The following is a 25,376-nucleotide window of genomic DNA, read 5'->3' as shown; positions in this document are numbered from 1 at the left end:
CCAGTGCAAAACACTCTTGCATAAATCTGGTCAAAACGTTTTAAGCGAGCGCACGAGAGGTATCGCCGAATGTCCGATCTGGAAGCACTCATTCAACGCTATGTCGATTGCTATAATCGCATGGAAATCGACGACATGATGGAGTGCGTCAGCGACTCAGTGACCTTCGAAAACTTCTCGAATGCAGGCCAGTCCATGCAGATGAATGGCAAGGATGCCCTGCGTCAGGTCGCAGAAGCGAGCGCGAACGCCTTCAAATACCGCCGTCAGAGCATCATCAATCTGATCTGCAGCCCGGAAGGTCAGGCCGCCGCCGAGATCCATTTCCAGGGAATTGCTGCCCTGAATTTGCCAAACGGCACCAAAGAAGGCCAATCCATCGACATTCGTGGTGTTTCCATCTTTGAGGCGGAAGACAATCTGTTGACGCGGATCGCCGATTATTCCTGATACGGATGATAGCAGCACTCGATGCATGCTGCTAATGTTCTGTATTCTATGTAAAAATTCATTTTCAGTTTAGGAATGAATTCGCAAACTTATCTAACCAAGGAGGTAAGTTTCATGACTCATTCAGCTGACTTCGAAGCAAGACTGATGGGCAGCGGGCTGCTCACCACTGAGATCCTCTACTATATGCCCGATCACCCGAAGCTCCTGCAGAGCTTTACCTGGCAGACGATGGACAAAGCCCCGGAGTTTGCCCGTCTGGCCCGGTTTCTCGACCATTGGCGCCGGGAAATAGAAGCCGTCATACACTCTATACGCATCGCCCATGCTGACTATATCGGCCCCTCCGGCTGGCGGTCCGTCGATGAGGTTCTGAAAGTCAACTGACCGCATTGCGCCCGCAGACCGGAACGCTTGCCCGTAATCCTGACAGGTGCTCATTGCGAGCGGCGAGTTATTCAATTTCTTTCCGGTCCCGCGGCGCATGAATCGCTGCCACCAGCACGAAGCTGATAATCATCAGTAGATACCAGGCTCCGAGCTTGTGTATGGAAACGGGCTGCCAGACATGTTCCTGACCCGGATAGGTCCAGGCTCTCGCGAATGTCCCTGCATTCTCCGCAAACCAGATGAACAGCGCGACCAGAACCAGCCCCAGCAATAAAGGCATGAAGCGATGCTTCAGATCCGGTCGAAAGCGTATCATGCACGGCCCGTAAAGCAGCACACTCGCCGCAAACAGGCCGAGCCGAATGTCCATCGTGTAGTGATGGGTGAAGAAATTGATGTAGATCGCCGCGGCCAGCAGCCCTTGCGCCCAGAGCGGCGGAAAACGATCGAACTGGAAGTCGAATATCCGCCAGCACCGAGCAATATATGAGCCGACGCAGGCATACATGAAGCCTGTGAACAGTGGCACACCTCCAATCCGGAACAGGCTTTCTTCCGGATAGATCCACGAGCCATGCGCCGTTTTGAAAACCTCCATCACCGTCCCGACCATGTGGAAGACGAAGATGACGCGGGCCTCCTCCCAACTCTCGAGACCCGTCAGGAGAAACCCCAGCTGAATGGCAAGGGCGCAGAGAAAGATGAAATCATAACGGGTGAGCGCGGCCTCGGCCGGGTAAAAAAGATAAGTTGCGAGAAGCAGAAACACCATCGCACCGCCAAAAAGACAGGCCCAAGCCTGCTTGATACCAAAAGACAGAAATTCATAAGCGGCAAGAGACCAGACACCCCTCACCCAGCGCGCCCGAAGCGCAACATGCTGATCATGCAGTCTTTGTCGAACCGATTTCGTCGCTTGCATTTATCCCCCACAAACAAGATTGCTCCTGTTCTCAACAGGCAGATACAAAAAAGGCGGCCATCTGGCCGCCTCTTGATACTTTATGACAACTGGCCTTAGAGCTCCGCCAGAACCGCGTCGCCCATTTGTGCGGTGGTAAAGTCACCACCCAGGTCACCTGTGCGCGCACCTTTCTCAAGCGCTGTCGAGACAGCGCGTGTCACTTCGTCAGCGGCTTCGATGCGTCCAAGGCTCCAGCGCAGCGCCATTTCCAGCGACAGGATAGCCGCAAACGGGTTGGCCTTGCCCTGCCCGGCAATATCCGGGGCAGACCCGTGCACTGGCTCATACAGACCCGGCTTACCTGCGTCTGACAGAGATGCAGACGGCAACATGCCGATCGAACCGGTCAGCATACTCGCCTCATCGGAGAGAATGTCGCCAAAGAGGTTGTCAGCAAGGATCACGTCAAAACCTTTTGGCTCACGGACAAGCTGCATGGCACAGGCATCGGCCAGCATATGATGCAGTGGCACGCCCATGTCTTTCAGTTCCGCGTCATAAATGGCCTGAACTTCTTCTTTCCAGAGAAGGCCCGAATCCATGACGTTCGATTTTTCGACCGAGCAGACGCCACCCCATTTGCGATCATAATTCCCGCGCCCTTTTGCGATGTCGAACGCAACGCGCGTGATACGGTGAATTTCCGGCGTGGTGTATTCCGCATTGTCAAAGCCACGGCGCGTGCCGTCCGGCAGAGTTTCAATACCTTTTGGCTGACCAAAATAGACACCGCCAACCAGCTCGCGGACAATCATGATGTCGAGCCCCTCAACAAGCTCCCGCTTCAGTGCAGAGGCATCTGCGAGTGCCGAAAAGCAAAGCGCCGGACGCAGGTTCGCATAGGTGTCGAGCCCTTTGCGGATATTCAGAAGACCCGCTTCGGGCCGCTTGTCACGGGCGACATCTGACCATTTCGGACCGCCGACCGCGCCAAGCAGGACCGCACTGGATGCTTTCGCCTTTTCAAGTGTTTCGTCCGACAGGGGCGTTCCAAGCTGATCATAACTGATGCCACCAATCAGGCCCTCTTCCAGCGCGAGATCCGGCGCAACCTTCTCGGCCACGCGAACGGCCTGCTCAATCACTTCAGGGCCAATGCCATCACCAGGAAGAAGAAGAAGGGTCTGCGTCATGCCTCGAACTCGCTCTTGAAAGTCATCTGTTCGCGCTGGAATGGCACATTGTCCGGCGATCAGAAAGCCTCAAGGCGCGGAATATTCGCCAAATGGCAAAACCCGGCAGACGCCTCTATGGCGTGACTAGCACTGTGATACGGCGCGTTTCGGCAGGCGGCCCGTCCATTCCGCGGCTAAGCCGAAAGGCAAGCACGACCTTGCCGGGACTTATCGCGGAAAAATCGAAAGTCTGCATGCCTCCAACGCCCACAATGCCACGCGGATTCGGATCGGAGATATAATCACCGCCCCGGAACTCAAAGACCCCGCCGTCAATGTCCTGAGTGAAGTACCAGAGATAACCGGTTGTGGCATTCGACTGCAGAAATATCCGCACATCCCGGCCGGAGGTAACAGAAAGACGATCACCATCCTGAGGCTGGTGGACCTCCATCATGCTACCGCGCAGGGAGACACCCCGGACTTCCGGTTCCGTGTTGAGTTTGTCAGGAATGCAGGCACTCAGCGCCAGCGCAAAGCCGGACAAAAGCAAGGACGTTCGAAGCATCGCATTCCCTTTACTGCACCGCCTCAACATAGAGCGTCACTGTGCGCACCTTCTTGCTGTGGCGATCACTGGCATAGTAGAAATGAATCTCCGAACGGCCAGGTTCTTTCACAGCAAACTGGAAGAGTTGCGCCCCGGCATTCGGCGCGGCGCCCTTGCGACGGTCATATGCGTATTCATCGCGATGGAGCACCAGAATGCGCTTTTCCCAGTCCTGCTCGACAAGCCAGCGATAAATCGCATCAGACGGTGAATCGAGCTTGATGTTGAGCGTCTCACCAACCGCTACACGAACGCTTGCGCCATTACGCGGATTGTTCAGGTAAACCGGCTCACGCGGGACAGGCTTAGGACGGGTGGAAGGCGTCTGAACGGGCGGGCGCTGATCTGGCGGTGTTGTCGTCGGATAGCGGACGATAGGCGGCCGATTGATCGCCGCAGGTGCGCAGGCTGCAAGACTGCACACCATTGCCAGACAAAGACCCGTAAACCGTAACAAACCCTAAGATGCCTCCAGCCATGGCGTCGAAAGCCGACGCTTGGTCTCATATTCACTGATGCGGTCTTCAGCCTGCAGGGTCAGCCCGATCTCGTCGAGACCTTCCAGCAGATTGTGGCGGCGCGATGCATCCACGTCGAAGGAAATCACATCGCCATCCGGCAGCGTGATGGTTTTCTGTTCCAGATCGACCGTGAAGATGTGATTGCCGCCGCGCGCTTCATCCATCAGCCGCTCGACAATATCCTTCGGCAACACGATCGGCAGAACGCCATTCTTGAAGCAGTTATTGTAGAAGATATCTGCAAAGCTGGATGAGATCACGCATTTGATGCCCTGATCCAGCAGCGCCCATGGCGCGTGCTCACGCGAAGATCCACAGCCAAAGTTCGGCCCCGCAATAAGAATGTTTGCATTCTCATATTCCGGACGGTTCAGCACGAAATCCGGCTTCGGTGATCCATCGGAATTGGTCTTCAACTCGAAGAACAGGCCCTTTGAAAGACCCGTACGTTCTGTCGTCTTCAGAAATTGCTTCGGGATGATCATGTCGGTGTCGACATTGGCCATCGGCATTGGCGCTGCGCGCCCAGTGAGTGTCTTAAAAGCGTCCATGATGTGTCTATAGAACCAGTGGCATAGGAAGATCAATCAACATCCGGCTGTGCTTTGTTATCCAGCAACAGCGTTGGAATGCCGAGGTCATGGCTTTTGATACTCATGACCCGAGTCCCCGGCTTGCGCCCGACACGCACATCAGAAACGGTCACGCCCGCGGCGCTGAGGCGCGCATGAGCCTCATCAAGATCGTCCACTTCCCAGGTGAGCCCCCACAGTGAATCCGGCGCAGATTCCGGCGCGGGATTTTCCAGTCGTTTGATGACCTCGAATGTCAGGTTTGAAAGTCGGAAGAAGAGATAGTGGATACCCCATTTCTCTGCGATCCGCTCAAGCGCCAGACGCAAGCCCAGGCGCGCACCATAATTGGCAAGCGCACGCTCGGTGTTACCGGTGTTCACGACCAGATGGTCCAGACGGAAGGCGTGGCCCGGCCCCGCCTCGGCGACCTCTAAAGGTGCAGTACGTTCCTGAAACATGAAGACCTTGAGGCCGCCAAGCGCCCGGTCATCGCACCGAAACCGTGCCCACTGCCGTTCACGCTCTTTATGGCTGGCAGAGAGCACCTCGATATCACCCGGGCGCAATCCACGCCGGCGTGCCACATAGTGCGCATCATGGATATCAGACACACCGAAGGCGAGACTGGAGAGCAGGCCGGGCTTCCCATCCAGGAGTTCCTTCACGCGCTCACCGACAGGCCCCTCACCATTCGGTGCAATGAGCTCTATGGATGTGTTTTCCAGAACAAAGAGCGCAGATGTCGTACCGTCGGCTTCATTGCTATGCTGCCAGCTACAGGCACGCCCCAACAATGTCTGGTAATGCGCGATCGCCTCATCAATGTTCGGGCAAAGGATCACCATGTGATCCAGTCGTTGAATGTCCATCGCGTCCCTCCAGTCGCTTCGCCAGCTGCTTTTCGATCAGCCGCATATTCTTGCGGTGACTGCGATAGCCGAAGTCGAGAAAATCACCAACCAGAGGCACGAGCCCCACGAGATAGTCGATAATCAGATTCCAGACGATCCGCGCTTGCGTGCCTGTGCCAAGGCCAAGCTTCTTTGCCAGCGACAGATGATAGAGACCAAACCCGGCACTGACCGTATCGCCCACCACGGGGACGAGACCGATCAGTCCATCCAGACCGACGCCAAAGCCAAAAATCTTGAATTTATCGTCCATCCAGGACGATACAGAGCGAGCGCGTTCGAAATGTCGCCGCTCATCCTCTGAGAGCTGGCGCAATTGCGCATCTGTGAGTGTGGTTTCCATTCAAATACTCCCCAATCCCGGAAACAGGTTCCAGGATAGGAAACCGGGCTGACGCCATTCGGTTGCAAGCTATGAACGTCGCAACCGAAGTTTCCGGTAATTCTGCATCAGGGTTTCGCCAAGCTCAGATTCCGGAAAAATCTGTTTGAGCCAGAAGACTTCTTCCAGCGCCGCTTCATCATTCCGTTCGACGAAGTCGTCAGGATGACGTTGGTCCATTTCCGACTGTACCAGACGAATGGTCGCCTGAAGCGCATGCATCGCCACGTCTACGGTCTGGCGAATGTCAGTGATCTGCTCGGTGGCGTCCGCATCAACGCTGGTGCGGATGCTGGACTCTTTTGTGAGACCGTTGTCGATCACCTCATTCAGATAGCCGATCAGAGGGCGGTATTCGAAATAGGGAAGCCGCGATATCGAGTCCGCTGAGGAGACGACAACATCCGTGCCAGTTCTCGAGGCGGTTTCAAACCGCCCATCATCGGGTGTGAATTGATGAAATTGAGTGTCAGGTTTCCTGTAAGCCATCCTCTGCATCCCGTCTCTGGAAAGAGCTCATGAGGGTGGAAACGAATGAAACAGGGTTTTGTTTCCGCCGATCAGCGGCGCAGGCGTAGCTCGCGATAATTGCGCAGCAATTTCTGCCCGGCCTGATCTTCCGGGAAAACGCGCTGGAGCCAGAACAATTCTTCCTCACGCGAATGTTCGGAAACTTTGTCGAACTCATCCTGCGAACGCGCTTCCATTTCAGAAACGACCAGTTGAACGGTATTTTCCAGTGTACGCATGGCCCGAAACATCTTTTCGCGATTTTCGCGCAAGCGTTCAGACGCAATTTCGCTGTCGATCCCGGAACTCGTGCGAATCTTCGCTTCACGAGACAAACAGTCGTCGATTGTTTCACTGAGGAAACCGATCAGCGGCCTGTACTCAAAGGACGGTGATCGTTTTTTATCTGAGTCACCGAAAGGAAAACGGTCATCTGTATTTTTGTTATTATAAGCTGCGCTTGCCAATCCGGCCTCCGAAAGTCGAAGGCGGGAAAAATCACACTTTAACCATAGTGTATGTCACGCGTTTACGGGAAACTGCAGTGAAAAACTGAAGCACAGCCATGCAAAAATGGAGAAGTCACGCAACAGCGTGACGAAAACCAGCACCTACGCTTGACCTTTATTTCGGCACAATTTGATCAGGAGCGCAATATTTTTCTACGTGTTCGCCGGGGATATCGCGATGGCGCGAGATTTCTCCGCTAAAAATGGAAGGGCGCGAAATGATATACCATATTCCGCGCCCAGCACCGTGTTCTATGCAAAATTACATACGGTTTCGTAATGTTTGCTTATCTGGCTCTATTTGCTTTTGCTCATAAAGCCAAACAGGTGACCGCCGACCTTGCGCATCTGAATCTCTTCGGATCCTTCCGTGATGCGATAGCGACGGTGGTGGCGATAAATGTGCTCGAACGGTTTGTGGCGTGAATAGCCAATGCCGCCATGAACCTGCATGGCGCGGTCAGCCGCGTTGCAGCACAGACGGTTCGCCCGGTAGTTACACATGGAAACCTTGTCCGACAGATAGATCGCGACATCCGGCTTGGACATCTGATCCATTTCCCATGCCGTCTTGAAGATCAGCAAGCGCAGCATTTCGGCTTCTGTGGCCAGTTCAACGAGCGGGAACTGGATCGCCTGGTTCACAGCCAGAGGCTTGCCGAACGGCTTGCGCTCCTGAGCGTATTTCACGCTTTCCTCGATACAGTACATCGCGGCACCAACAGAGCTTGCTGCCTGACGAATGCGGTTCTCATGCACAAAGTGCTGTGCCAGTGCGAGGCCACCTTCCGGTGGACCGAAGATCGCATCTTCCGGTACCCAGACATTGGTGAAAGACACACGCGGGTGGTCGGTCGGCATGTTGAAGGTCCAGAGATACTCTTCAATCTTCACACCTTCCGCATCAATCGGAACGATGAGGCAGGAAATGCCTTTGGCCGCTCCGTCATCGCCGCTGGTTCGGCAGAATGTCATGATGTGCGAGGCAACGTGCGTGCCAGTTGTCCACATTTTCTCGCCATTGATCAGCCAGCCCGGCTTGCCGTCGCGCGTTTCCTTGACGGCGCGGGTTTCCATATGCGTCGCATCAGAGCCGTGATCCGGCTCGGTGAGACCAAAGCAAGCGATGTATTTGCCATCCAGAGCATCCTGAATCAGGTGCTTCTGGTCCGGACGCGCGAAGTCGCGCAGCATCAGAATCTGAGGGAAGTTTCCGACAATCGAGTGCTCATTTTGCAAATCATTGTGCAGCCCCAGCCCCTTCTTGGCGAAATGCTCGCGAATAATAGCCATGCCGAGATTGGTGCCATCCTTGCCGCCAAACTCTGACGGAAGCGCATAGCGCAAGTGACCTGCCTCATCCGCGCGGCGCTTGGCCTCACGCAGCAGATCTTCCCATTCTTCGCGCGGAAGACCTTCATTCTCGAAATCGGTACGCGCCCATTCCCTGCGATGATCAAAGAAGCGGATATTGTCGTCCTGCTGTTCCAGCGGCTTGATCTCTTTGTCGATAAACTGATCAAGCTCGTGCAGGTAATCTTCGATCTCGGACGGGATATTAAAGTCCATTTTTTCCTCCCTGGAATGCCAGTGAAAGAACTATAGGCACGGTGACGCGAGGTCAGGCTAGCGCCATTTTAAGCGGCTGTTTTCAGGGTAGTTCCTGACAAATCGGGTCAGACTCTCTCCTACCCGCTCGCATTCGCACAAAAAAACAGAACAGCGTTCACTAAATGATGGACAAATCATTCAGCCGACTTATAAGGACTGGAAACAGCTTTATTTATGCTTGTCTTAGGGAGACCCAAATCATGTTTCGATTTGTTTCAATTGCCATTGCATCTTCACTTGTCGCAATGCCTGCGATCGCTTCAACACAATTTGTTGCCAAACTGAAGACGCCTGTCGAAGGAAAAGAGCGCACGACCGCTTATAAAGTGGTCTGGGTCTGCGAGAATGACACTTGCGAAGCGTATCTGGATCGCAAAACCGCAACGGTTCGCGTCTGCAAAAAAGTCGTGAAAGAAATCGGCGCCGTCAGCAGCTTCGGCACCGCTGAGGATACCTTGTCCGAGGACGATATCGCGAGCTGCAACGAAGCGGCCAAATAGGCCGCTCGACACACAGCTCACTCCCCTCGACCGCCGTTATGGCGGTCTTTTTTTGTCTGTCCTTCAGCCGCCGTCATTCAAACCGTCTGTCGGGACCGTTTCTTCACGGAAGGGCTGCCACAGTTCGAGCTTGCGACCATCCGGGTCCATGATCCATGCGAATTTACCGTATGAATAGGCTTCAGGTGGTTGCAGCAGGGCGACATCAGCGGCCCTGACCCGCTCAAGCATGCCATCCAGGTCATCGACCATCAGGTTCAGCATGAAGGGGAGCTCAGAAGGCGCGAAATAGTCCGCTTCCGGTCCAAACGGCGCAAAGATGGTGCGCGCCGCATTCCCAAAGCTCTCAACCGCCTCATCCTGCGCGAAATCGAACCCGCCGAAATCATTGAGGCTCATGCCCAGCACATTCTGATACCAATGCTTGGTCGCCTCAACATCTTTGCATTTCAGAAAAACGCCCCCAACACCCAGAACTTGAGTCATTGAATCACTCCCCTCGCTAGCATTTCTTTATGAAAGCCGATCACATTTTTTCGCCCGGAAGTGCGCTTGCCTGACTGAACCATGATCGAAGCAAACCTTCGTCAATCGCATCCTGCTCACGAATATGAGCATATCTGACATTTGGTTGAGTAGACGTCTCCGGCGGCACAGGATCGATGTCAGATCCCTGAAAGAATGTAATTTTCACGTAATTCGTCGTGCAGCGAAACGCCGTAAACCACGTTGTCCCGTCCATTCCGTATAACGGTGTATTCCACTTTACAGCTTTGCGGACCTCGGGCACTTCAGCCACAATCAATTCATCCAGCTTCCGGCAAACGGACTGCTTCCAGCCCGGAACAGCGTTCAGATAGGCCGTCACCGGAGCCTGCCCCTCCCCCTTGGGAATTTGTGGATTGTCGCCCGACAGAAGCTTCGGTTGCTCCGTCATATCCTTCAACGCTCCATCTCACCATCGTTGCGCAGCCAAGCTTTGCCTGTGTTAACCGGCAAGACAAGCATTGTTGGTACAATTCTTGATGCGATTGGCGATATCCGCCCAGATACGAGCAATTCAGGACAAGTCTCATGACGCGCGCCATACTCAGCTTCTCTCTACTGATCGTCGCACTTTTCGCCGGAGGCATGCTCTATCTGGCAATGGACCGGAATGGAAACTGGCCCGCTGAGGCGCAAAATATCGCCGATATCAAGCCTTCTCCAATCGGCAAGTGCGTGAATATGGGCAATGCTCTGGAAGCCCCGAATGAAGGCGACTGGGGATACCGTATCCGTCAGCGCGATTTCGAAATGATCCGCCAGGCTGGCTTCGATACCGTACGCATCCCGATCAAGTGGACGGCACATGCCAGCGATCTTCCGCCGTATCAGATTGACCCGGCGCTCCTTTCCCGCGTGGATGACGTGGTGCAGCAAGCCCTGCAGTCAGGCCTGAAAGTCATCATCAATGTGCATCACTTTGACGAGATCAGCGAAGATGCCCGCACGCACCTGCCCCGTCTTTACGGCATCTGGGAACAATTGTTCGCCCACTACCAGTTCTACCCGCAGACAGTGTTCTTCGAGTTTCTGAATGAACCGCATTCAGACATGACGGCGCGGCGCGTTGATGAGGCCAATCGCTATCTGCTTTCGCGCCTGCGCGAGATGGATCAGGACCGCTGGGTCATACTTGGCGGCGGCCGCTGGGGCACACTCGATGGCCTTCTGGAGACGCACCCTCCTTATGATCCGCGCGCCATGGTGACCTTTCACTATTACTCGCCTTTTGAATTCACCCACCAGGGCGCCCCCTGGACGCACAAGCCGATCCCGAAAGGACAGGCCTGGGGCAGCCTGGAGGACCGGCGCAAGATGGCGAAGGACTTCTCACGCGCAGCGCGCTGGCGGGACCAGGCCGGCATGCCGCTTCTGCTGGGGGAATTTGGCGTCTACAAGGACGTCGACGAGACTCAACGTGCAAGCTGGATTGGTCATGTCCGCAAGACAGCCGAAACAGTTGAATTCGGCTGGTGTTATTGGGATTGGGCAACTTCTCTCGGAATCTACGATCTTGAGGCCGAAAATTTCAAGCCAGGCATGGAAAATGCCCTGTTTGGAGAATGATCTTTTCGCAGGTGCACCAAAACGCCTTGACGCGAGGACAGTTTCCCCTCCACAAACACGCACCATAGTTAGCGAGATATACGTAACGAGGAGGACACGACCATGAGTTCACAAACAGATCCGGTCGTCATTGTGGGAATGGCACGCACGCCAATGGGCGGCCTGCTTGGAGATCTCTCCAGCTTTTCTGCAAACGAATTGGGCGCTCAGGCTATCAAGGCTGCGCTCGAAGAAGCTGGTGTTACCGGCGAAGACGTCAATGAAGTCATCATGGGCAACTGCCTGCCAGCCGGTCAGGGCCAGGCACCTGCTCGCCAGTCTGCGATCAAGGCAGATCTCGGCACGCATGCCGAATCTACCACCATCAACAAAATGTGCGGCTCCGGCATGCAGGCCACCGTCATGGGTTCGGCCTCCATCCTGTCCAATCTGGCTGACATTGTCGTTGTTGGCGGCATGGAAAGCATGACCAATGCACCGCACCTGGTCGATCTGCGCAAGGGCCACAAATATGGCCACACCGGCATGAAGGATCACATGGCGCTGGACGGCCTGGAAGATGCGTATGCGCACCAGCCAATGGGCAAGTTCGCCGACATGATCGCGGAAAAATATCAGTTCACCCGTGAGCAACAGGACGAATACGCGCTCGAAACGCTGCGCCGCGCGCAGGAAGCAACCGAACATGGTCGCTTCAAGCGTGAGATCACGCCTGTCACCGTTTCCAGCCGCAAAGGTGATGTCACGGTCGATACAGACGAACTGCCAAAAGCGGCTCGTCCGGACAAGATCCCAACGCTGCGTCCAGCCTTCAACAAAGACGGCACCGTCACGGCAGCAAACGCGTCTGCGATCTCTGACGGCGCTGCAGCACTGGTTCTCATGAAGCAGTCAGAAGCTAAAAAGCGCGGCCTCAAAGTGATTGCGAAGATCGTATCGTCTGCGTCTCACGCACACGAGCCGGAATACTTCACAACCGCGCCGGTCCCAGCCATGCAAAAAGCGCTCGAGCGCGCTGGCTGGTCGAAAGACGATGTTGATCTCTGGGAAGTCAACGAAGCTTTCGCGGTCGTACCGATGATCGCCATGAAAGAACTCGGCATCAGCCATGATATCGTGAACGTCAATGGCGGCGCCTGCGCACTTGGTCACCCAATCGGTGCCTCCGGTGCCCGCGTCATCGTCACCCTGCTCGCCGCAATGGAACAGCAGGACAAGAAAAAAGGCGTTGCGTCGCTCTGCATTGGCGGCGGTGAAGGCATCGCGATGTGCCTCGAACGCGCTTAAGCGATAAACACAGCCTGACTTCGAAAAGCCTCTGACAGCGTCAGAGGCTTTTTTTATATCAAGTTCAGTTTTTTCTCTCGAAAAACATCAGCGACGCAAAAAGAACGACCAATGAAATGAGGGCCGCAACACGCACTCTGTATTGGTTAATTCAAGCATCACTTCGACCTGAAAGCGCATTTCGTAAACAAATGCAGCTTGAAAAATAACCCTGACTTAACGCATTCATGCAAACTGAGAAGTCTGGGTATTTTTCTACTTCGGGTTAGACATGACTTTCTCAAACCTAAAGGTCACGACCAAGCTGATGCTTTTGCTTGGGCTTCTTGGTACCGCCATCCTGACCATGGCCATCGCCGGTTTTGTCAGCCTGAAGCGAATGGATGACGCAGCTACGAGCATTGAACGCTCGGCTGAAGAGATCCGCCTCAGCGCCGAAATGAACCAGTTCGTCGTCGAGCTGAACCGGATAGAATACCACCTATCGACAGATCCAAGCTTCGTCGAAGAGGCCCTTCCGGAGATTGAAGCGGACAAGCAGAAATTCCTGAAGGATCTTGAACAACTCAAGTCGATTTCAGACGACGAGCAGATGAAGCTCGTCGAGGAAATCGAAGCCCATTACAAGGCTTATGAAGAACGCCTCAACAACACGCTCGCGCTTGCGGAACAAACAGCCTTCACGCTCAGTGCTGATCAGCAACTCTTGCTGAACTCGGTCGAGAACTCCGCTGAAGAAGCCAAAGCCCTGCGCACGATCCTGGGCGAGTATGTGGCAATGACGAATGAGAAAAGTCACGCCGTCACCAAACGGGCGCACGCTGTCTCGCTCTTTTCTGAAATCCTGATGATGACCCTCGGCGTTGTAAGCATTGTGGGCGGCATGCTGCTCGCCGTCTGGCTGAGCCGGAAATATATCAGCATACCGCTGAAGGCTGTGGTCGAAAGCCTGCGCCGCGTCTCTGACGGTGATCTGGATGTTGCCGTCGACAAGTCGGAACGACGTGACGAAATTGGTGACCTCAACCGTGCGCTCCAGATCTTCATTGAAAGCTCACGCGAACGACTTGCCATGATGAAGCAGCAGGAAGCGGACGCGCAGGCGAAAATGCTTCGCGCGGAACGCGTCAAACAGCTGACCGATCGTTTTGAACACAATATCGCTGAGGCCATCACCGCCCTCGCCGCAGCTTCACACGAAATGCAGACGACAGCCGTCTCCATGTCCTCGACCGCAGAAGAAACCAGCGCGCAGACGCAAAGCGTTTCGGCCGTCACCGTGCAGACCTCTGCGAACGTTCGCACCGTTGCCGCCGCAGCCGAGGAACTTTCCGCAACCATCGCCGAAGTCTCCAGCCAGATGGGGCAGAGCACCAAGATCGCCGCCAATGCGAATGCCTGCACACTCGATGCCGTTGCGCGTCTCGAAACGCTCTCGGCAGCGGCAGGTGAGATCGATGACATTCTGAGCCTGATCACAAACATCACCGGCCAGACCAAGCTTCTGGCGCTCAACGCCACCATCGAAGCTGTGCGTGCAGGTGAGGCCGGCAAAGGCTTCCACGTGGTCGCCAGTGAAGTCAAAGCCCTGGCTGAGCAGACGCAGCAGGCGACGGTCACCGTGACCGACCAGGTACACGAAATCCAGAAAGCCACGAAAGCCGTCTTTGATGCGGTCTCTCAGATCCAGACGGTCGTCGGACAGGTCAACGAAGTCACGACGTCGGTTGCAGCGAGTTCTGAGCAGCAGGTTTCTGCCACCAACGAAATCACCCGCAATGTGCATGAAGCTGCAGACGGCAGCCAGCGTGTGGTGGACTCCATCACCATGCTGGAAACCGCGTCCTGCACAACGGCATCTGCTTCAACGCAGGTTGCAAGCACAGCCGAAGAACTCGCCATGCAAAGCGAGCAGATCAAAACCACGATCGACACATATTTGCAGGAGATGGCGGCAGCCTGACCCAGCACAACAAAGCACTCTTGATATCCCCGACCTTCTGGCCGGGGATTTTTTTTGATATGCCAGATCTCAAACAGGAGAGCAGGCATGGCGGGTCGCGATCATCAGCAAGGCTTTGCGACGGCCGAAGCCATATGCAACCATTTCTCTGAACAGGCCGATTGGTGTGAGCGCCTCGGCTCCCCCTTCACCGCATCGCTTATCCGTCAGTTCAGACGCGACTTCGAAGCCGGAGGCGTCGTCCGCTCGCTTGTTGCAGACCGAACAGGGTTCCCACGTGCCGATGCGCTCGCGCTCAGACTGGCTGGCGTTCTGCACTATGCTGCCTTGTCAGGCCGGAGCGAGGATCTGGCCAGGCTCTATCCGTCTCAAACCCGAAGCGCAAACGTCGAGACACTCTGGCCAGTCGCCAGCGATTTTCTGGAACGCGAAGAGAGCTGGGTCCGGGCCTTTCTCCAGCATCCGCCTCAGACGAATGAAACCCGACGCGCCATCATGATGCTGATCGGGCTCAGTCATGTTGAGCAAATCTTCTCCATGCCCATCCGGCTTCTCGAACTTGGCGCGAGTGCCGGGCTGAACCAGAATTTCGATGCATTCCATGTCGATGCAGGTTGCTGGCAATGGGGCGATGTAGACGCTGCGGTTCAGATAGAAAGCGAGTGGAAAGGCCCTGCTCCGAAGCTTTCCCGACAGTTCAACATCATAGAGCGACGCGGCTGCGACCAGCACCCGCTCGACCTGACGGATGAAGAAACCCGGCTACGCCTGAAAAGCTATATCTGGGCGGACCAGCCCGAACGCCTCGCCCGCTTTGATGCCGCAACCCAACTGGCTCTGCAGCGTCAAACACAGATCGAGAAAGCTGACGCGGCTGACTGGCTGAAAGCGCGGCTCGAACACCCGCGAGAGGGTGTCGCCACGGTGATTTTCCATTCGGTCTTCTTTCAGTATCCACCGCACGAAACACGCACTCAGCTGAAAAATATGATCGAAGACGCGGGTGGGCGTGCAACGCAATCGGCGCCTGTTATCTGGCTTCGATACGAACCAGAAGTCCTCTGGGATCGCTCCGCCGATGCCAAGATTGCGTTGAATATGGTGTGCGACGCGCGCATATGGCCAGGCGACCAACATGTCAGATTTGCCAGATCCGATGGTCATGTGCGGGTCGTCGAAAGCCTGATGGACTAGTCCTGTTCGCTGTCGGCCTTGGCTTCCGGCTTTGGCTTCTTGTCCCGAACAAGTTTCACATTCAGCTGGCTGTCGCCCAGAATACGGATTTCGTCCTGACCAAGTGGCAGATCAATGCCATGCTCTTTGAATTTGTCCCACATGGCGAACATGACTTCAGAGCCAATATTATTGATGCCATTCTGCGGATCGGTGATCCAGAAGCGTGCCTCCATCTCGACGGCACTCTCCCCAAACTCCATCAACAGACATTTCGGTGCCGGGTCGTGCAGGACGCGTGGCTGATCCATCGCCGCATCGATACAGAGCTGTGCCGCAAGTCGCAGATCACTCTCATACTCGACGAGAAAGCGTCGCTTGATCCGCACGAGATTGTTGGAATAGCTCCAATTGACCACCTTGTTCGTGACCAGCTGCTCGTTCGGGATCAGATGCTCCTTACCGTCACGCGTCACGACAGAGGCATAACGAAGGCCGAGCGACATCACTTCACCATAGGTTTCGTCGACCTCGATCACATCATGCGGCTTGATGGAGCGATCAGACAGCAGGATGACGCCGGAAATAAAGTTCGCAACGATCTGCTGCATGCCGAAGCCGAGGCCGACACCAAGGGCACCACCAAAGACGGCGAGACCGCTCAGCGGAATACCAAGGCTGGTCATGGTCAGGAACGCAGCCGCAATGAACAGACCGATCTGAATGGCATTCGCCATCAGAATGCGCAGCGATGGCTCGACCTTTGGAAGCGTTTCCACACGTGACTTCAAGCGGGACGCCAGCCATTGCGCGGCAAAGATAAAGACCGCAGCCATAATGATGGCCCGCAGGACGAATTCGGCATTGATCATGCCTTCGCCGAACGGAATCCCCTGCGAATTCACCATCCGCCAGGCATCATCCAGAATACCCATCGAGCTCAGAATGGCGAGGCTCCACGCAAACCAGGCAACAGGCTTGCGCATATCTTCGGGCATGAACTGCGTGATCAGCTTGATGATCAGCCAGGCCGTGGCGAGGCTGGCAGCGATGCGCACCATGACATGGGGAAGCCCCATGGCAGAGAGCACGACCTCACCGATCCAGAGAAAGGCCACCCAGAGCGCCGGACGCAATCCATGGTCCAGAATAAGCGGCGTGATCTGATTAACCCGGTTTGCCAGGTCTCCCGGAAGTTTCGAAATACCGAAATCAAGAACGCGCCGAATGCGCGGCGCCAGAAACCAGCCGACAAGGATCGCGGCAACGACAACCGATATCTGCGTGCCAATGGCGATCAGGTTTTCCTGCGTCAGCAGATTATTGCGGACCCAGACTTCGCCGCGCTCCAGCAAATTCTGAAGATTTTCACGCAGTTCCGCAATTGTCGGGTCTTCCGCCTCGGCAGGCGCATTATCCTGCACGCCGAACGGGAGGCGTCCAAACAGACCATTCAGGAAGGACAGAAATGTAAAGCCGGTCATCTACGCACGAACATCAAAACTGAAACGATGGAGTGACCCAGAGAATTAGAGCGAAATCAGCGCGCTGTCATGTCTCGTGATGGATAGAACGCACAGAACGGAGAAACTGATGCTTATTCCGCTTCCTTTTCCGCACCGCTGCCGAAACGGGTGCCATCCCCTTCCTCGGTGAGCACGATGTCCGGATTGTCCGGATCCTGCCGTTCATAGCCGCTCTGATCCGGTCCATCCCCGCGAAAAAGATCAAGCTGGTTCGGATCAATCGGCTTTGGCTTTTTCTTGCGTGTCCGGCCCGAGCGAAAATAGAGATCGTCTGCGTGATCTTCCTGCGGTTTCGGCTTGGGCGGCGGCGGTGCAATCTCGCTTTCATCCACCATCCGCCAGAAACTGATGGCGATCACAGGTCGGCCCTTTTCAGATTCATAAATCTGAACCGACCCCGTATTCATCGCCGCCTGGACCGATGCTTGCCATTCTTCTGCGCGCTCAGGTCCGGGGCGCAGCCATTCGGTGTGAAACACCACCGGCTGACCTGCAAGGTCCTGAGCCGCAGCCTTTGTCCGCGCATGCCCTTGGGGCTGCGTCAGAGCTTCAGTCGCAGTTTCGGCAATGGGATATGTCAGGCTCATCAGAGCGCTACCTTATCACGGTCTGAATTACATCACACGTCCGAATGGGTCGCGGCGCAGGATCACGTCTTCACGTTCCGGCGATGTCGACACAATCGCAGCCGGACAACCGACCAGCTCTTCGAGACGGCGTATGTATTTCACCGCTTCACCAGGAAGCTGATCCCAGTCGCGCGCGCCTTGCGTGCTGCCTGACCAGCCCTTCATGGTCTCATAAATCGGCTCGACATTGGCTTGCTCAGCGGCCGTCGCAGGCAGACGATCCAGAATCTGATCGCCAAGACGGTAGGCAACGCAAATCTTGATCTCTTCGAATCCATCCAGCACGTCGAGCTTGGTGATGGCGAGACCATCAACACCTGATACGGCGCAGGCCTGACGCACCATGACGGAGTCAAACCAGCCACAACGGCGCTTGCGTCCGGTGTTCACACCGAACTCATGGCCCACACGGCCAAGTGTCTCACCGACCTCATCCGTCAACTCGGTTGGAAACGGGCCGGAGCCGACACGCGTGGTGTAGGCTTTGGCAAGGCCCAGAACATAGTTGATCGAGCGCGGCCCAAGCCCAGATCCCGCAGCGGCCTGTCCGGAGACGACATTCGACGAAGTGACGAATGGATAAGTGCCGTGATCAACATCCAGCATGACGCCCTGCGCGCCTTCAAACAGAATACGACGTCCGAGCTTGTGCGCCGCATCGAGGCGCTGCCAGGCCGGACCAGCATATTTGAGAACTTCTTCAGAGATTTCCCGCAGCTGCGCCTTGAGTTCACCGGCGTCTGGCGGCGGCAAATCCAGCCCTTTGCGGAGCGGCTCATGGTGCGCAATCATGCGCGCAAGCTTCATATCGAGCGCTGCTTCATCAGCAAGGTCGGCAACCCGAATCGCGCGGCGGCCAACCTTATCCTCGTAGGCAGGGCCGATACCGCGCTTGGTCGTACCGATTTGCGCACCGCCAAGCTGAGCTTCGCGCGCCGCATCAATATCCTTGTGCCACGGCAGAATGAGGCAGGCATTATCAGCGAGCAGAAGATCATCGGGCTCAAGCTCGACACCCTGCTCCCGCATGGCGGAGATCTCGCTGATCAGCTGCCATGGGTCAACGACGACGCCATTGCCGATGACGGAGAGCTTGCCACCGCGCACCACGCCAGACGGCAGCAGATTCAGCTTGAAGACCTTGCCATCAATAACGAGCGTATGACCCGCATTGTGACCACCCTGGAAACGCACAATCACGTCTGCGCGATGGCTCAGCCAGTCAACAATCTTGCCTTTACCTTCGTCACCCCATTGGGCGCCGACGACTACCACTCCGGTCATTCGCTCATCTCCGCTGCAACCGCCCGGAAAGGACAGCTTTTGCGCGCGAAATGCAAGGGGCGATTAGGCCGGATGCGGAAAAGAAACGTGAGAAACCCGCCTGACGAAGATCGATCCACAAGGCAAATGCCCCTCAGAATGCCAAACGGCTCTGCGCAGAAACGCAGAGCCGCCGGGTATTCACGATCCGAAACGGATCGAGAGGTATGAAATCAATCAAACGTGTAGGCGATACGCAGGCCGAAATTGTCCATGCCCTGATTACGTCCATCACCAAGGATTTGGCCATGCGAGAAGTGTTCGTACAGGAGCTGGCCAGCCCATTTGTCCGTGAAGTCCCACGTCAGGGCAAATGACGTCCGGAACAGGTCATCTGAGCCCATCAGGACATGCTCTTCGCCGAAAGCTGTCGCCTCAGGTGTGCCCTGAACGTACGGGTTTTCGTTATACCCGTCATGGAAGACATAGCCGATGCCTGGCTCGAAAGAGAGGCGATCCGTGATATCAAACGACCATTGAACACCGCCGCCATAGAAGCTGGTTTCGCCGGCTGTGTTGTAGGTCGTTCCAAGATAGAAGCGTGGCTCGAGCGCCCAGCTCAGAAAATCAGGCGATGCAAAGACGACCTCTGCAGAGATGTCCGGACCATCTTCCTTATCCGCATTGTCGCAATCGATCAGACAAATATTGTGCTGGAGCACACCAACACGAACTTCGTCGACAATTCCAGCCTGCGCTGAGCCTGTACCAGCCGCAATCAGAGTCGCTGCTGCGATAAGAGCTTTGAATGTCATGAGGGTCCCCGCCTTCTTGCTTTTCTTTGTCGTAGTCTAATTCACATTTGGATGGAATAAAAAAACCAATGCGCGCAGGCAAATGACAAAAAAGGCGGCATGTTGTGACATACCGCCTTTGTTTTCAGGTTTTAAAATTCAGAAATCAGACTTCCTGATTGTAATCGCCAACCGCATCGAACTTCGCGAGACGCGGCTTCACTTCCTTATGGAAGAGGTCCTTCATGTCGTCCTTGGACTGCATGCTCTCGACCACCACAACCAGTTCCGGCTTGTTAGATGAGGCCCGCACGAGCACCCAGGAACCATCATCCAGTGTCACACGCGCACCATTTACGGTGTTCACATCAACGACTTTGCGGCCCAGAATTTCCGTGCCCTTCAGGCCCTCATATTCTGCCACGGCCTTTTCAACGACATCATATTTGAGTTCGTCGTCGCAATGCGGCGACATCGTCATGGACGTGAAGGCTGTACCCAGTTCAGCATGCAGATCCGAGAGAGACTTGTCTGGATTGCGATCCAGCATCTGAAGCACTGCAGCCGCTGCGACCAGACCATCATCGTAACCAAGCCCGATCGGCGGACGGAAGAAGAAGTGGCCAGACTTTTCAAAGCCAGCCAGCGCTTCAAGCTCTGTCGTGCGGCGCTTGATATAAGAGTGGCCGGTCTTGAAGTAATCGACTTCTGAGCCGTTTTCCTTCAGCACAGGATCGGTCTTGTAGAGTCCGGTTGACTTCACATCGACGACGAACTTTGCACCCGGATATTCCTTGGAAAGGTCGCGTGCGAGCATCAGGCCAATCTTGTCGGCGAAGATTTCTTCACCGGTATTGTCGACCACGCCGCAACGGTCACCATCGCCATCAAAGCCGAGCGCAACGTCTGCGCCATGCTCTTTCACGGCATCGGCCATGGCGTGCAGCATTTTCGCATCTTCCGGATTGGCATTGTATTTCGGGAAGGTGAAGTCGAGATCGCAATCGAGTTCGATCACCTCAACCCCCATGGCCCGCAGAGCATCAGGCGCAAATGCACCGGCCGTGCCGTTGCCACAAGCCGCGACAACTTTCAGCGGACGCTTGATCTCAACACCCTTGGTCACGGATTTCAGATACGCATCGCGCATATTGTCGACGCGGCTGATCGTGCCGCCGGAGCGCATGACCGGGGTATTGCCGAGGACGATCTCTTTCAGGCGCCCCATTTCATCCGGTCCAAAGGTCAGCGGCTTGTCATAACCCATTTTGACGCCGCACCAGCCATTCTCATTGTGGCTGGCCGTCACCATCGCGCAGCACGCCGCATCGAGCGCAAACTGAGCAAAATAGGTCATCGGCGACAAGGCGAGCCCAATATCCAGAACCTGACATCCGGCCTGCGCCAGACCTGTCATCAGCGCGTATTTGATCGATTGCGAGTAGTGACGAAAATCGTGTCCCACGACGACTTTCGGTGCCACCCACTTCTCGTGGAAAACGGTGCCCATGCCCTGGCCCAGCGCCTGTACGCCGAGCAGGTTCAGCTCAGGGTCTTTCTCATGGCCTGGCACGCCAAACCACCAGCGCGCGTCATATTCACGAAAGCCGGTCGGCTTGACGAGAGGGACAACCTCAAAGTCAGCAGTATTGGGCTTGATATCACTACGTGGTGTCGGAAGCATTTCGTCTCTTCTCCTCTGACCCTCGGACCCACCCGAAGTTTCCGATTGCTATTGGCTCGCCCCCAGGCGATCAAATTTGACCGAACGGATTTCCACCGTTCTTGATTTCTCCGGCACAACTGGCCGGATTGCGAGATAGTCCACAGCCTGATCCGCGATCAGTCGCTCCGGCACATTCCAGGTAAAACTGTAAGCCTGATAGTCTGGTTGCAGGTCAAAGGCGCGCCAGCCGGAATTGCCTTCCTGACCTGCGCTGTAATTGACCTCAAACGCTGTGGCGCCGCTCTCAGGGCCCGGACGGGCTTCGACGGTCACGCGAATGCGCGAGCCTGCGTAAACATTTTCGAGATCCGCAGCGAGGCGGAAGTGTGGATTGCGCTCCGGGCGATCCCCCAGCAGCCCGGCTCCCACAGTGATGATGGTCGACTGGATCGAACCATTCGAGCGTTGCAAATCGATATCTGCCTGACCTGCGGCCTCCATGCGGCACAGGTCATCGCCCGAAACGGTCACGGTCTGATAATTGGTGCCAGCTCCACTGACAGATCCACAGCTTAACCGATCCCGACCGGGAAGCGCCGCAGCAGCTACAATTGCGAGCGCCAAAACAAGCGCGAGTGGAAAGAAAAGATAATCTTTCATCTGGTACCATACACCCAATCTGCCTCGCACTTGTGTCGCGCCTTCAAGGCAGATGCAAGGCGATTGTGTGCTTTTTATCTTGTTAAGCGGACTTGAACGAATTTGTGAGCTGAATGCCGTCATGTTGACACCAGATCAGATTTCGTTGTCGCCGGAAGAGCTCAGAGCGGCGAACATCAGTCCCGCCACCTATCTGGCGACGGACTTTTTGAATCATTACAACGAAGTCGCCATGCTGATCGACCTTCTGGCCATGGATCCGGAAGTTTCAGAGGATGTGCTCGAATGGTCTCCCATGACCTATATCGACCACTTCTCACAGTCCGGTTTTCGCGACCGTGACCTCGCCATCCATGCGTATCGTCAGGCCGATCCGCAACGCATCCGCGCCTTTGAGGCCAGTTGCCGCGATCTGGACGACAAGATCATCCATATTCAGGAACTGCTCAAGGCAGATGACGTGGAAACAGCAGCATCCCAGAGCAAGGAGCTCTATGCCGGGATTGCCGAGATCAACACGCTGATCGTTGGCGGGGCGGACATTCCACCTTCAGAGAACAACGCACCGGACGACGCCGGCGTCTCTCAATCGGAAATCGACGATCTTTTCGCCTGATCACTGGCAGAAAGACAGGCTGAAGGCTCGACGATTTGCTGCGTACGGGCTAATCGCTCTTCGTTGAATTTGATTGGAGAGGGTTGATGACTGTTCTTGCCTTGATGCGCCACGGCCAAAGCGAGTGGAATTTGCAGAACCGTTTCACTGGCTGGTGGGACGTCCAACTGACAGAAAAAGGGGAAGCCGAAGCGACACGTGCCGGCGAGCTTCTGTCCGAAGCTGGCGTCGATTTTCGTCAATGCTTCACCAGTGTTCAGACGCGCGCCATCCGCACGCTCTGGCTGGCTCTGCACTCCATGGATCGTTGCTGGCTGCCGGTCACCAAGGATTTTCACCTGAATGAGCGTCACTATGGCGGTCTGACAGGCCTCGACAAAGCTGAAACGGCTGCGAAGCACGGTGATGATCAGGTCAAGATCTGGCGCCGCTCCTACGACATTCCACCACCGGAACTGGAAGCGGGCTCTGAGTTCGATCTCTCCAAAGATCCACGTTATGACGGCATTGACGTGCCAGCAACAGAAAGCCTGAAGCTGACGCTCGAGCGCGTTCTGCCTTACTGGAATGGCACGATTGCGCCTGTGCTCACCGGCGGCACAAACACCATTATTTCAGCGCATGGCAACTCGCTCCGCGCTATCGTCAAACACCTGTTTGATGTCAGCGAAGACGACATTGTCGGTGTCGAAATCCCAACGGGCAACCCACTGCTCATCGAACTTGATGATGCCCTGAAACCTGTTTCTGCGCGCTATCTCGATGCCGATCGCGCCAAGACACTTCCTGCGATCAAATGATCGGAAAACGACGCGATCGCCGTTTTATGGGCCGGGCGCTTGAACTCGCCCGGCTGAATTTTGGCCTGACAGGCGAAAATCCGTCCGTCGGATGCATCATTGTCGACGCGCACGGTCATATTGTCGGCGAAGGCATGACACACGTTGGCGGGCGCCCGCACGCCGAACAGATTGCACTCGACATGGCTGGCGAGCGCGCAAAAGGCGGCACAGCCTATGTCACCCTGGAACCGTGCCGCGAGCGTTCAACCGGCGAAGATGCCTGTTCAACCCGGCTGATTGCAGCTCAGATTTCACGCGTCGTTTGCGCCATCGAAGACAAACACCCGAAAGGCGCAGGTGGCTTTCATGTGCTCCGAAACGCAGGCGTTGATGTGCTGACCGGGCTGAAACAAGACGACGCCCTGCCGCTCTATGAAGACTTTTTCGCAACTCACAGTGAGTGACGGAAACACAACGACGCTTGTGGCGTTTCTACAACAAGACCGAAATCCCGTGGAATTCTGGCTTGAACCCAGCGAGAAGCACGCGTAAGCCATCCGCAAACGGAGCCAAAAACTATGGGCGCATCTTATCGCCTCTTCGGGGTCGAGACCTCACCATATACCACCAAAGTGCGCAGCTATCTGCGTTACAAGAAGCTGCCATTCGACTGGACAGCCAAAACATTCGGTACGGATGAGGAATTTCGCGCGCTTTCGACAAGCGATGCGCTGCCCATGCTCGTGTCTCCGAAAGGCGGGGTCGCCCACGATTCCAGCCTGATCCTGTTCCGACTGGAAGCGACACGCAAACCGCCGACTGCAACACCGCAGGACCCGGCATGTCGTGCACTCGTCTCACTGCTTGAAGACTATGCGGATGAATGGCTCAGCAAGGTGATGTTCCACTTCCGCTGGGGCAGCGCAAAGGCCGCAAAAGCCTCTGCAGCACGTCAGGCAGAAGAGTTCTTTGCGGGCTATGAAGTCGAAAATCTCAAGGACATCGAAAAGTCGATTGCCAAGAGCATGACGAGCCGCCTGAAGGTCATCGGCATTACAAAGAAAACCGTGCCTGTGCTCGAAGCGTCCTTTGAACGCTTTATCACCCTGCTGAACGCTCACCTCGAACACCACCTCTTCCTGTTCGGTGGTCATCCGAGCATTGCCGATTTTGCGCTAGCTGGTCAGCTCATCCAGATGAGCATGGACGAAAAACCTGCTGCTATGATGAAGGAGAAAGCTCCTTTCGTCACAGCATGGTGTGAGTTCATGGAAGACCCGCGCCCGGGCGCGGCATTTGAAAGCCTTAATACGGTCCAGGACACCCTGCTGCCGCTGATCCGTGATGAAGTGGTGCCGACCTATCTGACCTGGATCAATGCCAACAATGAATCCATTGGCAAAAAGCGCAAGACAGTCACAGTCGCGCTGCCGGACGGTGAATTCAAACAAAGCGTCCAGCATCACACAGCCCGCTCTTTCGAATATGTCACGGCCGCTTTCAGCAAAGTCGCTGAAACCGACGCATTCGCTGCTTTCATGAAAGAAGCGGGGCTTGCCGAGACCTTCACGCTGGCACCTCCGAAACCGGAAAAGCCGAAAAAGGGCGAGAAGAAGAACGACAAAACGGACGACACCTCGGAAGAAACCTCTGAGGATAATGCTGAAACCGCTTCTGAGGATGTGGTCACAGCTGTTGTGCCGGATGAAACGGACAATGAGGCAACGCCAACCGCCGAAGCGGCTAAAGAACCAGTCGTAGAAGAGACATCGACTGAGGCTGAAGCAGCTGCACCGGAAGCGGAAACCTCGGACGAAACGGACGAGGACAAGAAAGCCGACTAGCGCCTTCCTGACA

General features: G+C 55.5%; 29 protein-coding genes. 11 read left to right on the top strand and 18 right to left on the bottom strand.

What is annotated here, in order from left to right; genetic code table 11:
- The first annotated feature begins 69 nt into the window (after positions 1 to 69).
- Complete coding sequence (locus tag ACFQDM_RS10860; protein ID WP_377378925.1) at positions 70 to 450, top strand: nuclear transport factor 2 family protein; 381 nt, start codon at positions 70 to 72, stop codon at positions 448 to 450.
- 114 nt (positions 451 to 564) lie between these two features.
- Positions 565 to 837, top strand: a complete 273-nt coding sequence (locus ACFQDM_RS10855; RefSeq protein WP_377378923.1) for a hypothetical protein — start codon at positions 565 to 567, stop codon at positions 835 to 837.
- Between the two features lie 67 nt (positions 838 to 904).
- On the opposite strand, the gene ACFQDM_RS10850 is transcribed toward ACFQDM_RS10855, so the two are convergent.
- From ACFQDM_RS10850 to ACFQDM_RS10805, 10 genes are all read right to left on the bottom strand, one after another.
- Positions 905 to 1,762 (bottom strand): DUF817 domain-containing protein, encoded by an 858-nt coding sequence (locus tag ACFQDM_RS10850; protein ID WP_377378921.1) that lies wholly within the window; start codon positions 1,760 to 1,762, stop codon positions 905 to 907.
- Positions 1,763 to 1,857: 95 nt separating this feature from the next.
- A complete protein-coding gene (gene leuB, locus ACFQDM_RS10845) occupies positions 1,858 to 2,937 on the bottom strand; it encodes a 3-isopropylmalate dehydrogenase (protein WP_377378919.1) in 1,080 nt (359 codons plus the stop codon).
- 115 nt (positions 2,938 to 3,052) lie between these two features.
- The gene (locus ACFQDM_RS10840) at positions 3,053 to 3,487 is read right to left on the bottom strand and encodes a protease inhibitor I42 family protein (protein ID WP_377378917.1); all 435 of its coding nucleotides are present in this window, start codon (positions 3,485 to 3,487) and stop codon (positions 3,053 to 3,055) included.
- A 10-nt stretch (positions 3,488 to 3,497) separates the two neighbouring features.
- Complete coding sequence (locus ACFQDM_RS10835) at positions 3,498 to 3,986, bottom strand: protease inhibitor I42 family protein (protein WP_377378915.1); 489 nt, start codon at positions 3,984 to 3,986, stop codon at positions 3,498 to 3,500.
- A gap of 3 nt (positions 3,987 to 3,989) precedes the next feature.
- Complete coding sequence (leuD, locus tag ACFQDM_RS10830; protein ID WP_377378913.1) at positions 3,990 to 4,601, bottom strand: 3-isopropylmalate dehydratase small subunit; 612 nt, start codon at positions 4,599 to 4,601, stop codon at positions 3,990 to 3,992.
- Positions 4,602 to 4,633: 32 nt separating this feature from the next.
- Positions 4,634 to 5,494: a VOC family protein gene (locus ACFQDM_RS10825; protein ID WP_377378911.1), complete on the bottom strand. Its 861-nt coding sequence runs from the start codon at positions 5,492 to 5,494 to the stop codon at positions 4,634 to 4,636.
- On the bottom strand, positions 5,445 to 5,879 hold the full coding sequence (locus ACFQDM_RS10820; protein ID WP_377378909.1) for a DUF4112 domain-containing protein: 435 nt from the start codon (positions 5,877 to 5,879) through the stop codon (positions 5,445 to 5,447). The genes ACFQDM_RS10825 and ACFQDM_RS10820 overlap by 50 nt, the downstream gene beginning before the upstream one ends.
- Positions 5,880 to 5,948: 69 nt before the next feature.
- Positions 5,949 to 6,407 carry a hypothetical protein gene (locus ACFQDM_RS10815; RefSeq protein ID WP_377378907.1) on the bottom strand — a complete coding sequence of 153 codons (459 nt, stop codon included), beginning with the start codon at positions 6,405 to 6,407 and terminating at the stop codon, positions 5,949 to 5,951.
- A gap of 71 nt (positions 6,408 to 6,478) precedes the next feature.
- Entirely contained in the window at positions 6,479 to 6,667 is a 189-nt protein-coding gene (locus ACFQDM_RS10810; RefSeq protein WP_377378906.1) for a hypothetical protein, read from the bottom strand.
- 567 nt (positions 6,668 to 7,234) lie between these two features.
- Positions 7,235 to 8,506, bottom strand: a complete 1,272-nt coding sequence (locus ACFQDM_RS10805; RefSeq protein ID WP_377378904.1) for an acyl-CoA dehydrogenase family protein — start codon at positions 8,504 to 8,506, stop codon at positions 7,235 to 7,237.
- A gap of 242 nt (positions 8,507 to 8,748) precedes the next feature.
- On the opposite strand from ACFQDM_RS10805, the gene ACFQDM_RS10800 reads away from it, so the two are divergent.
- Positions 8,749 to 9,048 carry a CC_3452 family protein gene (locus ACFQDM_RS10800; RefSeq protein WP_377378902.1) on the top strand — a complete coding sequence of 100 codons (300 nt, stop codon included), beginning with the start codon at positions 8,749 to 8,751 and terminating at the stop codon, positions 9,046 to 9,048.
- Positions 9,049 to 9,111: 63 nt separating this feature from the next.
- On the opposite strand, the gene ACFQDM_RS10795 is transcribed toward ACFQDM_RS10800, so the two are convergent.
- Both ACFQDM_RS10795 and ACFQDM_RS10790 read right to left on the bottom strand, forming a co-directional pair.
- Positions 9,112 to 9,534, bottom strand: coding sequence for a VOC family protein (locus ACFQDM_RS10795; protein ID WP_377378900.1), 423 nt, complete (start codon positions 9,532 to 9,534; stop codon positions 9,112 to 9,114).
- A gap of 40 nt (positions 9,535 to 9,574) precedes the next feature.
- The gene (locus ACFQDM_RS10790; RefSeq protein ID WP_377378899.1) at positions 9,575 to 9,985 is read right to left on the bottom strand and encodes a DUF1801 domain-containing protein; all 411 of its coding nucleotides are present in this window, start codon (positions 9,983 to 9,985) and stop codon (positions 9,575 to 9,577) included.
- Positions 9,986 to 10,122: 137 nt separating this feature from the next.
- On the opposite strand from ACFQDM_RS10790, the gene ACFQDM_RS10785 reads away from it, so the two are divergent.
- The 4 genes from ACFQDM_RS10785 to ACFQDM_RS10770 all read left to right on the top strand — a co-directional run bounded on the left by ACFQDM_RS10785 (position 10,123) and on the right by ACFQDM_RS10770 (position 15,604).
- A complete protein-coding gene (locus tag ACFQDM_RS10785; RefSeq protein WP_377378897.1) occupies positions 10,123 to 11,160 on the top strand; it encodes a glycoside hydrolase family 5 protein in 1,038 nt (345 codons plus the stop codon).
- A 102-nt stretch (positions 11,161 to 11,262) separates the two neighbouring features.
- Positions 11,263 to 12,447 carry a thiolase family protein gene (locus tag ACFQDM_RS10780; RefSeq protein ID WP_377378895.1) on the top strand — a complete coding sequence of 395 codons (1,185 nt, stop codon included), beginning with the start codon at positions 11,263 to 11,265 and terminating at the stop codon, positions 12,445 to 12,447.
- A gap of 271 nt (positions 12,448 to 12,718) precedes the next feature.
- Positions 12,719 to 14,410 (top strand): methyl-accepting chemotaxis protein, encoded by a 1,692-nt coding sequence (locus ACFQDM_RS10775; protein ID WP_377378893.1) that lies wholly within the window; start codon positions 12,719 to 12,721, stop codon positions 14,408 to 14,410.
- 87 nt (positions 14,411 to 14,497) lie between these two features.
- The gene (locus tag ACFQDM_RS10770) at positions 14,498 to 15,604 is read left to right on the top strand and encodes a DUF2332 domain-containing protein (protein WP_377378891.1); all 1,107 of its coding nucleotides are present in this window, start codon (positions 14,498 to 14,500) and stop codon (positions 15,602 to 15,604) included.
- Here the strand turns inward: ACFQDM_RS10770 and ACFQDM_RS10765 are convergent.
- From ACFQDM_RS10765 to ACFQDM_RS10740, 6 genes are all read right to left on the bottom strand, one after another.
- On the bottom strand, positions 15,601 to 17,067 hold the full coding sequence (locus tag ACFQDM_RS10765; RefSeq protein ID WP_377378889.1) for a mechanosensitive ion channel family protein: 1,467 nt from the start codon (positions 17,065 to 17,067) through the stop codon (positions 15,601 to 15,603). The genes ACFQDM_RS10770 and ACFQDM_RS10765 overlap by 4 nt on opposite strands.
- A 113-nt stretch (positions 17,068 to 17,180) precedes the next feature.
- Entirely contained in the window at positions 17,181 to 17,696 is a 516-nt protein-coding gene (locus ACFQDM_RS10760) for a hypothetical protein (RefSeq protein WP_377378887.1), read from the bottom strand.
- Positions 17,697 to 17,723: 27 nt separating this feature from the next.
- Positions 17,724 to 19,022, bottom strand: coding sequence for an adenylosuccinate synthase (locus ACFQDM_RS10755; RefSeq protein ID WP_377378885.1), 1,299 nt, complete (start codon positions 19,020 to 19,022; stop codon positions 17,724 to 17,726).
- A 212-nt stretch (positions 19,023 to 19,234) separates the two neighbouring features.
- Complete coding sequence (locus tag ACFQDM_RS10750) at positions 19,235 to 19,816, bottom strand: acyloxyacyl hydrolase (RefSeq protein WP_377378883.1); 582 nt, start codon at positions 19,814 to 19,816, stop codon at positions 19,235 to 19,237.
- A 145-nt stretch (positions 19,817 to 19,961) separates the two neighbouring features.
- Positions 19,962 to 21,479, bottom strand: coding sequence for a phosphomannomutase/phosphoglucomutase (locus ACFQDM_RS10745; RefSeq protein ID WP_377378881.1), 1,518 nt, complete (start codon positions 21,477 to 21,479; stop codon positions 19,962 to 19,964).
- Positions 21,480 to 21,527: 48 nt separating this feature from the next.
- Positions 21,528 to 22,121 (bottom strand): hypothetical protein, encoded by a 594-nt coding sequence (locus tag ACFQDM_RS10740; protein WP_377378879.1) that lies wholly within the window; start codon positions 22,119 to 22,121, stop codon positions 21,528 to 21,530.
- Positions 22,122 to 22,242: 121 nt separating this feature from the next.
- Here ACFQDM_RS10740 and ACFQDM_RS10735 point away from each other — a divergent pair, with 121 nt between their 5' ends.
- The 4 genes from ACFQDM_RS10735 to ACFQDM_RS10720 all read left to right on the top strand — a co-directional run bounded on the left by ACFQDM_RS10735 (position 22,243) and on the right by ACFQDM_RS10720 (position 25,363).
- Positions 22,243 to 22,737 carry a hypothetical protein gene (locus ACFQDM_RS10735; protein WP_377378878.1) on the top strand — a complete coding sequence of 165 codons (495 nt, stop codon included), beginning with the start codon at positions 22,243 to 22,245 and terminating at the stop codon, positions 22,735 to 22,737.
- 86 nt (positions 22,738 to 22,823) lie between these two features.
- Positions 22,824 to 23,537: a 2,3-diphosphoglycerate-dependent phosphoglycerate mutase gene (gpmA, locus tag ACFQDM_RS10730; RefSeq protein ID WP_377378876.1), complete on the top strand. Its 714-nt coding sequence runs from the start codon at positions 22,824 to 22,826 to the stop codon at positions 23,535 to 23,537.
- On the top strand, positions 23,534 to 23,983 hold the full coding sequence (locus ACFQDM_RS10725; protein ID WP_377378875.1) for a bifunctional diaminohydroxyphosphoribosylaminopyrimidine deaminase/5-amino-6-(5-phosphoribosylamino)uracil reductase RibD: 450 nt from the start codon (positions 23,534 to 23,536) through the stop codon (positions 23,981 to 23,983). Before gpmA ends, ACFQDM_RS10725 begins: the two co-directional genes overlap by 4 nt.
- A 114-nt stretch (positions 23,984 to 24,097) precedes the next feature.
- Positions 24,098 to 25,363 (top strand): glutathione S-transferase family protein, encoded by a 1,266-nt coding sequence (locus tag ACFQDM_RS10720; protein ID WP_377378873.1) that lies wholly within the window; start codon positions 24,098 to 24,100, stop codon positions 25,361 to 25,363.
- Positions 25,364 to 25,376 lie beyond the last annotated feature (13 nt).

Origin of the sequence: Ponticaulis profundi (assembly GCF_042659465.1) — a bacterium.
In the GTDB taxonomy this organism is placed as follows: Bacteria; Pseudomonadota; Alphaproteobacteria; order Caulobacterales; family Hyphomonadaceae; genus Ponticaulis; species Ponticaulis profundi.
The sequence above is the reverse complement of the archived record's forward strand: the minus strand, read 5'-3'. Positions and strand labels throughout refer to the sequence as shown.

Bases quoted from the DNA above. Each gene is read 5' to 3' on its own strand.
- leuD (WP_377378913.1), bottom strand. From the start codon at position 4,601: ATGGACGCTTTTAAGACACTCACTGGGCGCGCAGCGCCAATGCCGATG.
- ACFQDM_RS10720 (WP_377378873.1), top strand. From the start codon at position 24,098: ATGGGCGCATCTTATCGCCTCTTCGGGGTCGAGACCTCACCATATACC.
- ACFQDM_RS10785 (WP_377378897.1), top strand. From the start codon at position 10,123: ATGACGCGCGCCATACTCAGCTTCTCTCTACTGATCGTCGCACTTTTC.
- ACFQDM_RS10755 (WP_377378885.1), bottom strand. From the start codon at position 19,022: ATGACCGGAGTGGTAGTCGTCGGCGCCCAATGGGGTGACGAAGGTAAA.
- ACFQDM_RS10850 (WP_377378921.1), bottom strand. From the start codon at position 1,762: ATGCAAGCGACGAAATCGGTTCGACAAAGACTGCATGATCAGCATGTT.
- ACFQDM_RS10750 (WP_377378883.1), bottom strand. From the start codon at position 19,816: ATGACATTCAAAGCTCTTATCGCAGCAGCGACTCTGATTGCGGCTGGT.
- ACFQDM_RS10780 (WP_377378895.1), top strand. From the start codon at position 11,263: ATGAGTTCACAAACAGATCCGGTCGTCATTGTGGGAATGGCACGCACG.
- ACFQDM_RS10805 (WP_377378904.1), bottom strand. From the start codon at position 8,506: ATGGACTTTAATATCCCGTCCGAGATCGAAGATTACCTGCACGAGCTT.
- ACFQDM_RS10795 (WP_377378900.1), bottom strand. From the start codon at position 9,534: ATGACTCAAGTTCTGGGTGTTGGGGGCGTTTTTCTGAAATGCAAAGAT.
- ACFQDM_RS10800 (WP_377378902.1), top strand. From the start codon at position 8,749: ATGTTTCGATTTGTTTCAATTGCCATTGCATCTTCACTTGTCGCAATG.
- ACFQDM_RS10855 (WP_377378923.1), top strand. From the start codon at position 565: ATGACTCATTCAGCTGACTTCGAAGCAAGACTGATGGGCAGCGGGCTG.
- ACFQDM_RS10765 (WP_377378889.1), bottom strand. From the start codon at position 17,067: ATGACCGGCTTTACATTTCTGTCCTTCCTGAATGGTCTGTTTGGACGC.
- ACFQDM_RS10815 (WP_377378907.1), bottom strand. From the start codon at position 6,407: ATGGCTTACAGGAAACCTGACACTCAATTTCATCAATTCACACCCGAT.
- ACFQDM_RS10840 (WP_377378917.1), bottom strand. From the start codon at position 3,487: ATGCTTCGAACGTCCTTGCTTTTGTCCGGCTTTGCGCTGGCGCTGAGT.
- ACFQDM_RS10825 (WP_377378911.1), bottom strand. From the start codon at position 5,494: ATGGACATTCAACGACTGGATCACATGGTGATCCTTTGCCCGAACATT.
- gpmA (WP_377378876.1), top strand. From the start codon at position 22,824: ATGACTGTTCTTGCCTTGATGCGCCACGGCCAAAGCGAGTGGAATTTG.
- ACFQDM_RS10860 (WP_377378925.1), top strand. From the start codon at position 70: ATGTCCGATCTGGAAGCACTCATTCAACGCTATGTCGATTGCTATAAT.
- ACFQDM_RS10745 (WP_377378881.1), bottom strand. From the start codon at position 21,479: ATGCTTCCGACACCACGTAGTGATATCAAGCCCAATACTGCTGACTTT.
- ACFQDM_RS10770 (WP_377378891.1), top strand. From the start codon at position 14,498: ATGGCGGGTCGCGATCATCAGCAAGGCTTTGCGACGGCCGAAGCCATA.
- ACFQDM_RS10725 (WP_377378875.1), top strand. From the start codon at position 23,534: ATGATCGGAAAACGACGCGATCGCCGTTTTATGGGCCGGGCGCTTGAA.
- ACFQDM_RS10790 (WP_377378899.1), bottom strand. From the start codon at position 9,985: ATGACGGAGCAACCGAAGCTTCTGTCGGGCGACAATCCACAAATTCCC.
- ACFQDM_RS10810 (WP_377378906.1), bottom strand. From the start codon at position 6,667: ATGCGTACACTGGAAAATACCGTTCAACTGGTCGTTTCTGAAATGGAA.
- ACFQDM_RS10760 (WP_377378887.1), bottom strand. From the start codon at position 17,696: ATGAGCCTGACATATCCCATTGCCGAAACTGCGACTGAAGCTCTGACG.
- leuB (WP_377378919.1), bottom strand. From the start codon at position 2,937: ATGACGCAGACCCTTCTTCTTCTTCCTGGTGATGGCATTGGCCCTGAA.
- ACFQDM_RS10775 (WP_377378893.1), top strand. From the start codon at position 12,719: ATGACTTTCTCAAACCTAAAGGTCACGACCAAGCTGATGCTTTTGCTT.
- ACFQDM_RS10820 (WP_377378909.1), bottom strand. From the start codon at position 5,879: ATGGAAACCACACTCACAGATGCGCAATTGCGCCAGCTCTCAGAGGAT.
- ACFQDM_RS10735 (WP_377378878.1), top strand. From the start codon at position 22,243: ATGTTGACACCAGATCAGATTTCGTTGTCGCCGGAAGAGCTCAGAGCG.
- ACFQDM_RS10740 (WP_377378879.1), bottom strand. From the start codon at position 22,121: ATGAAAGATTATCTTTTCTTTCCACTCGCGCTTGTTTTGGCGCTCGCA.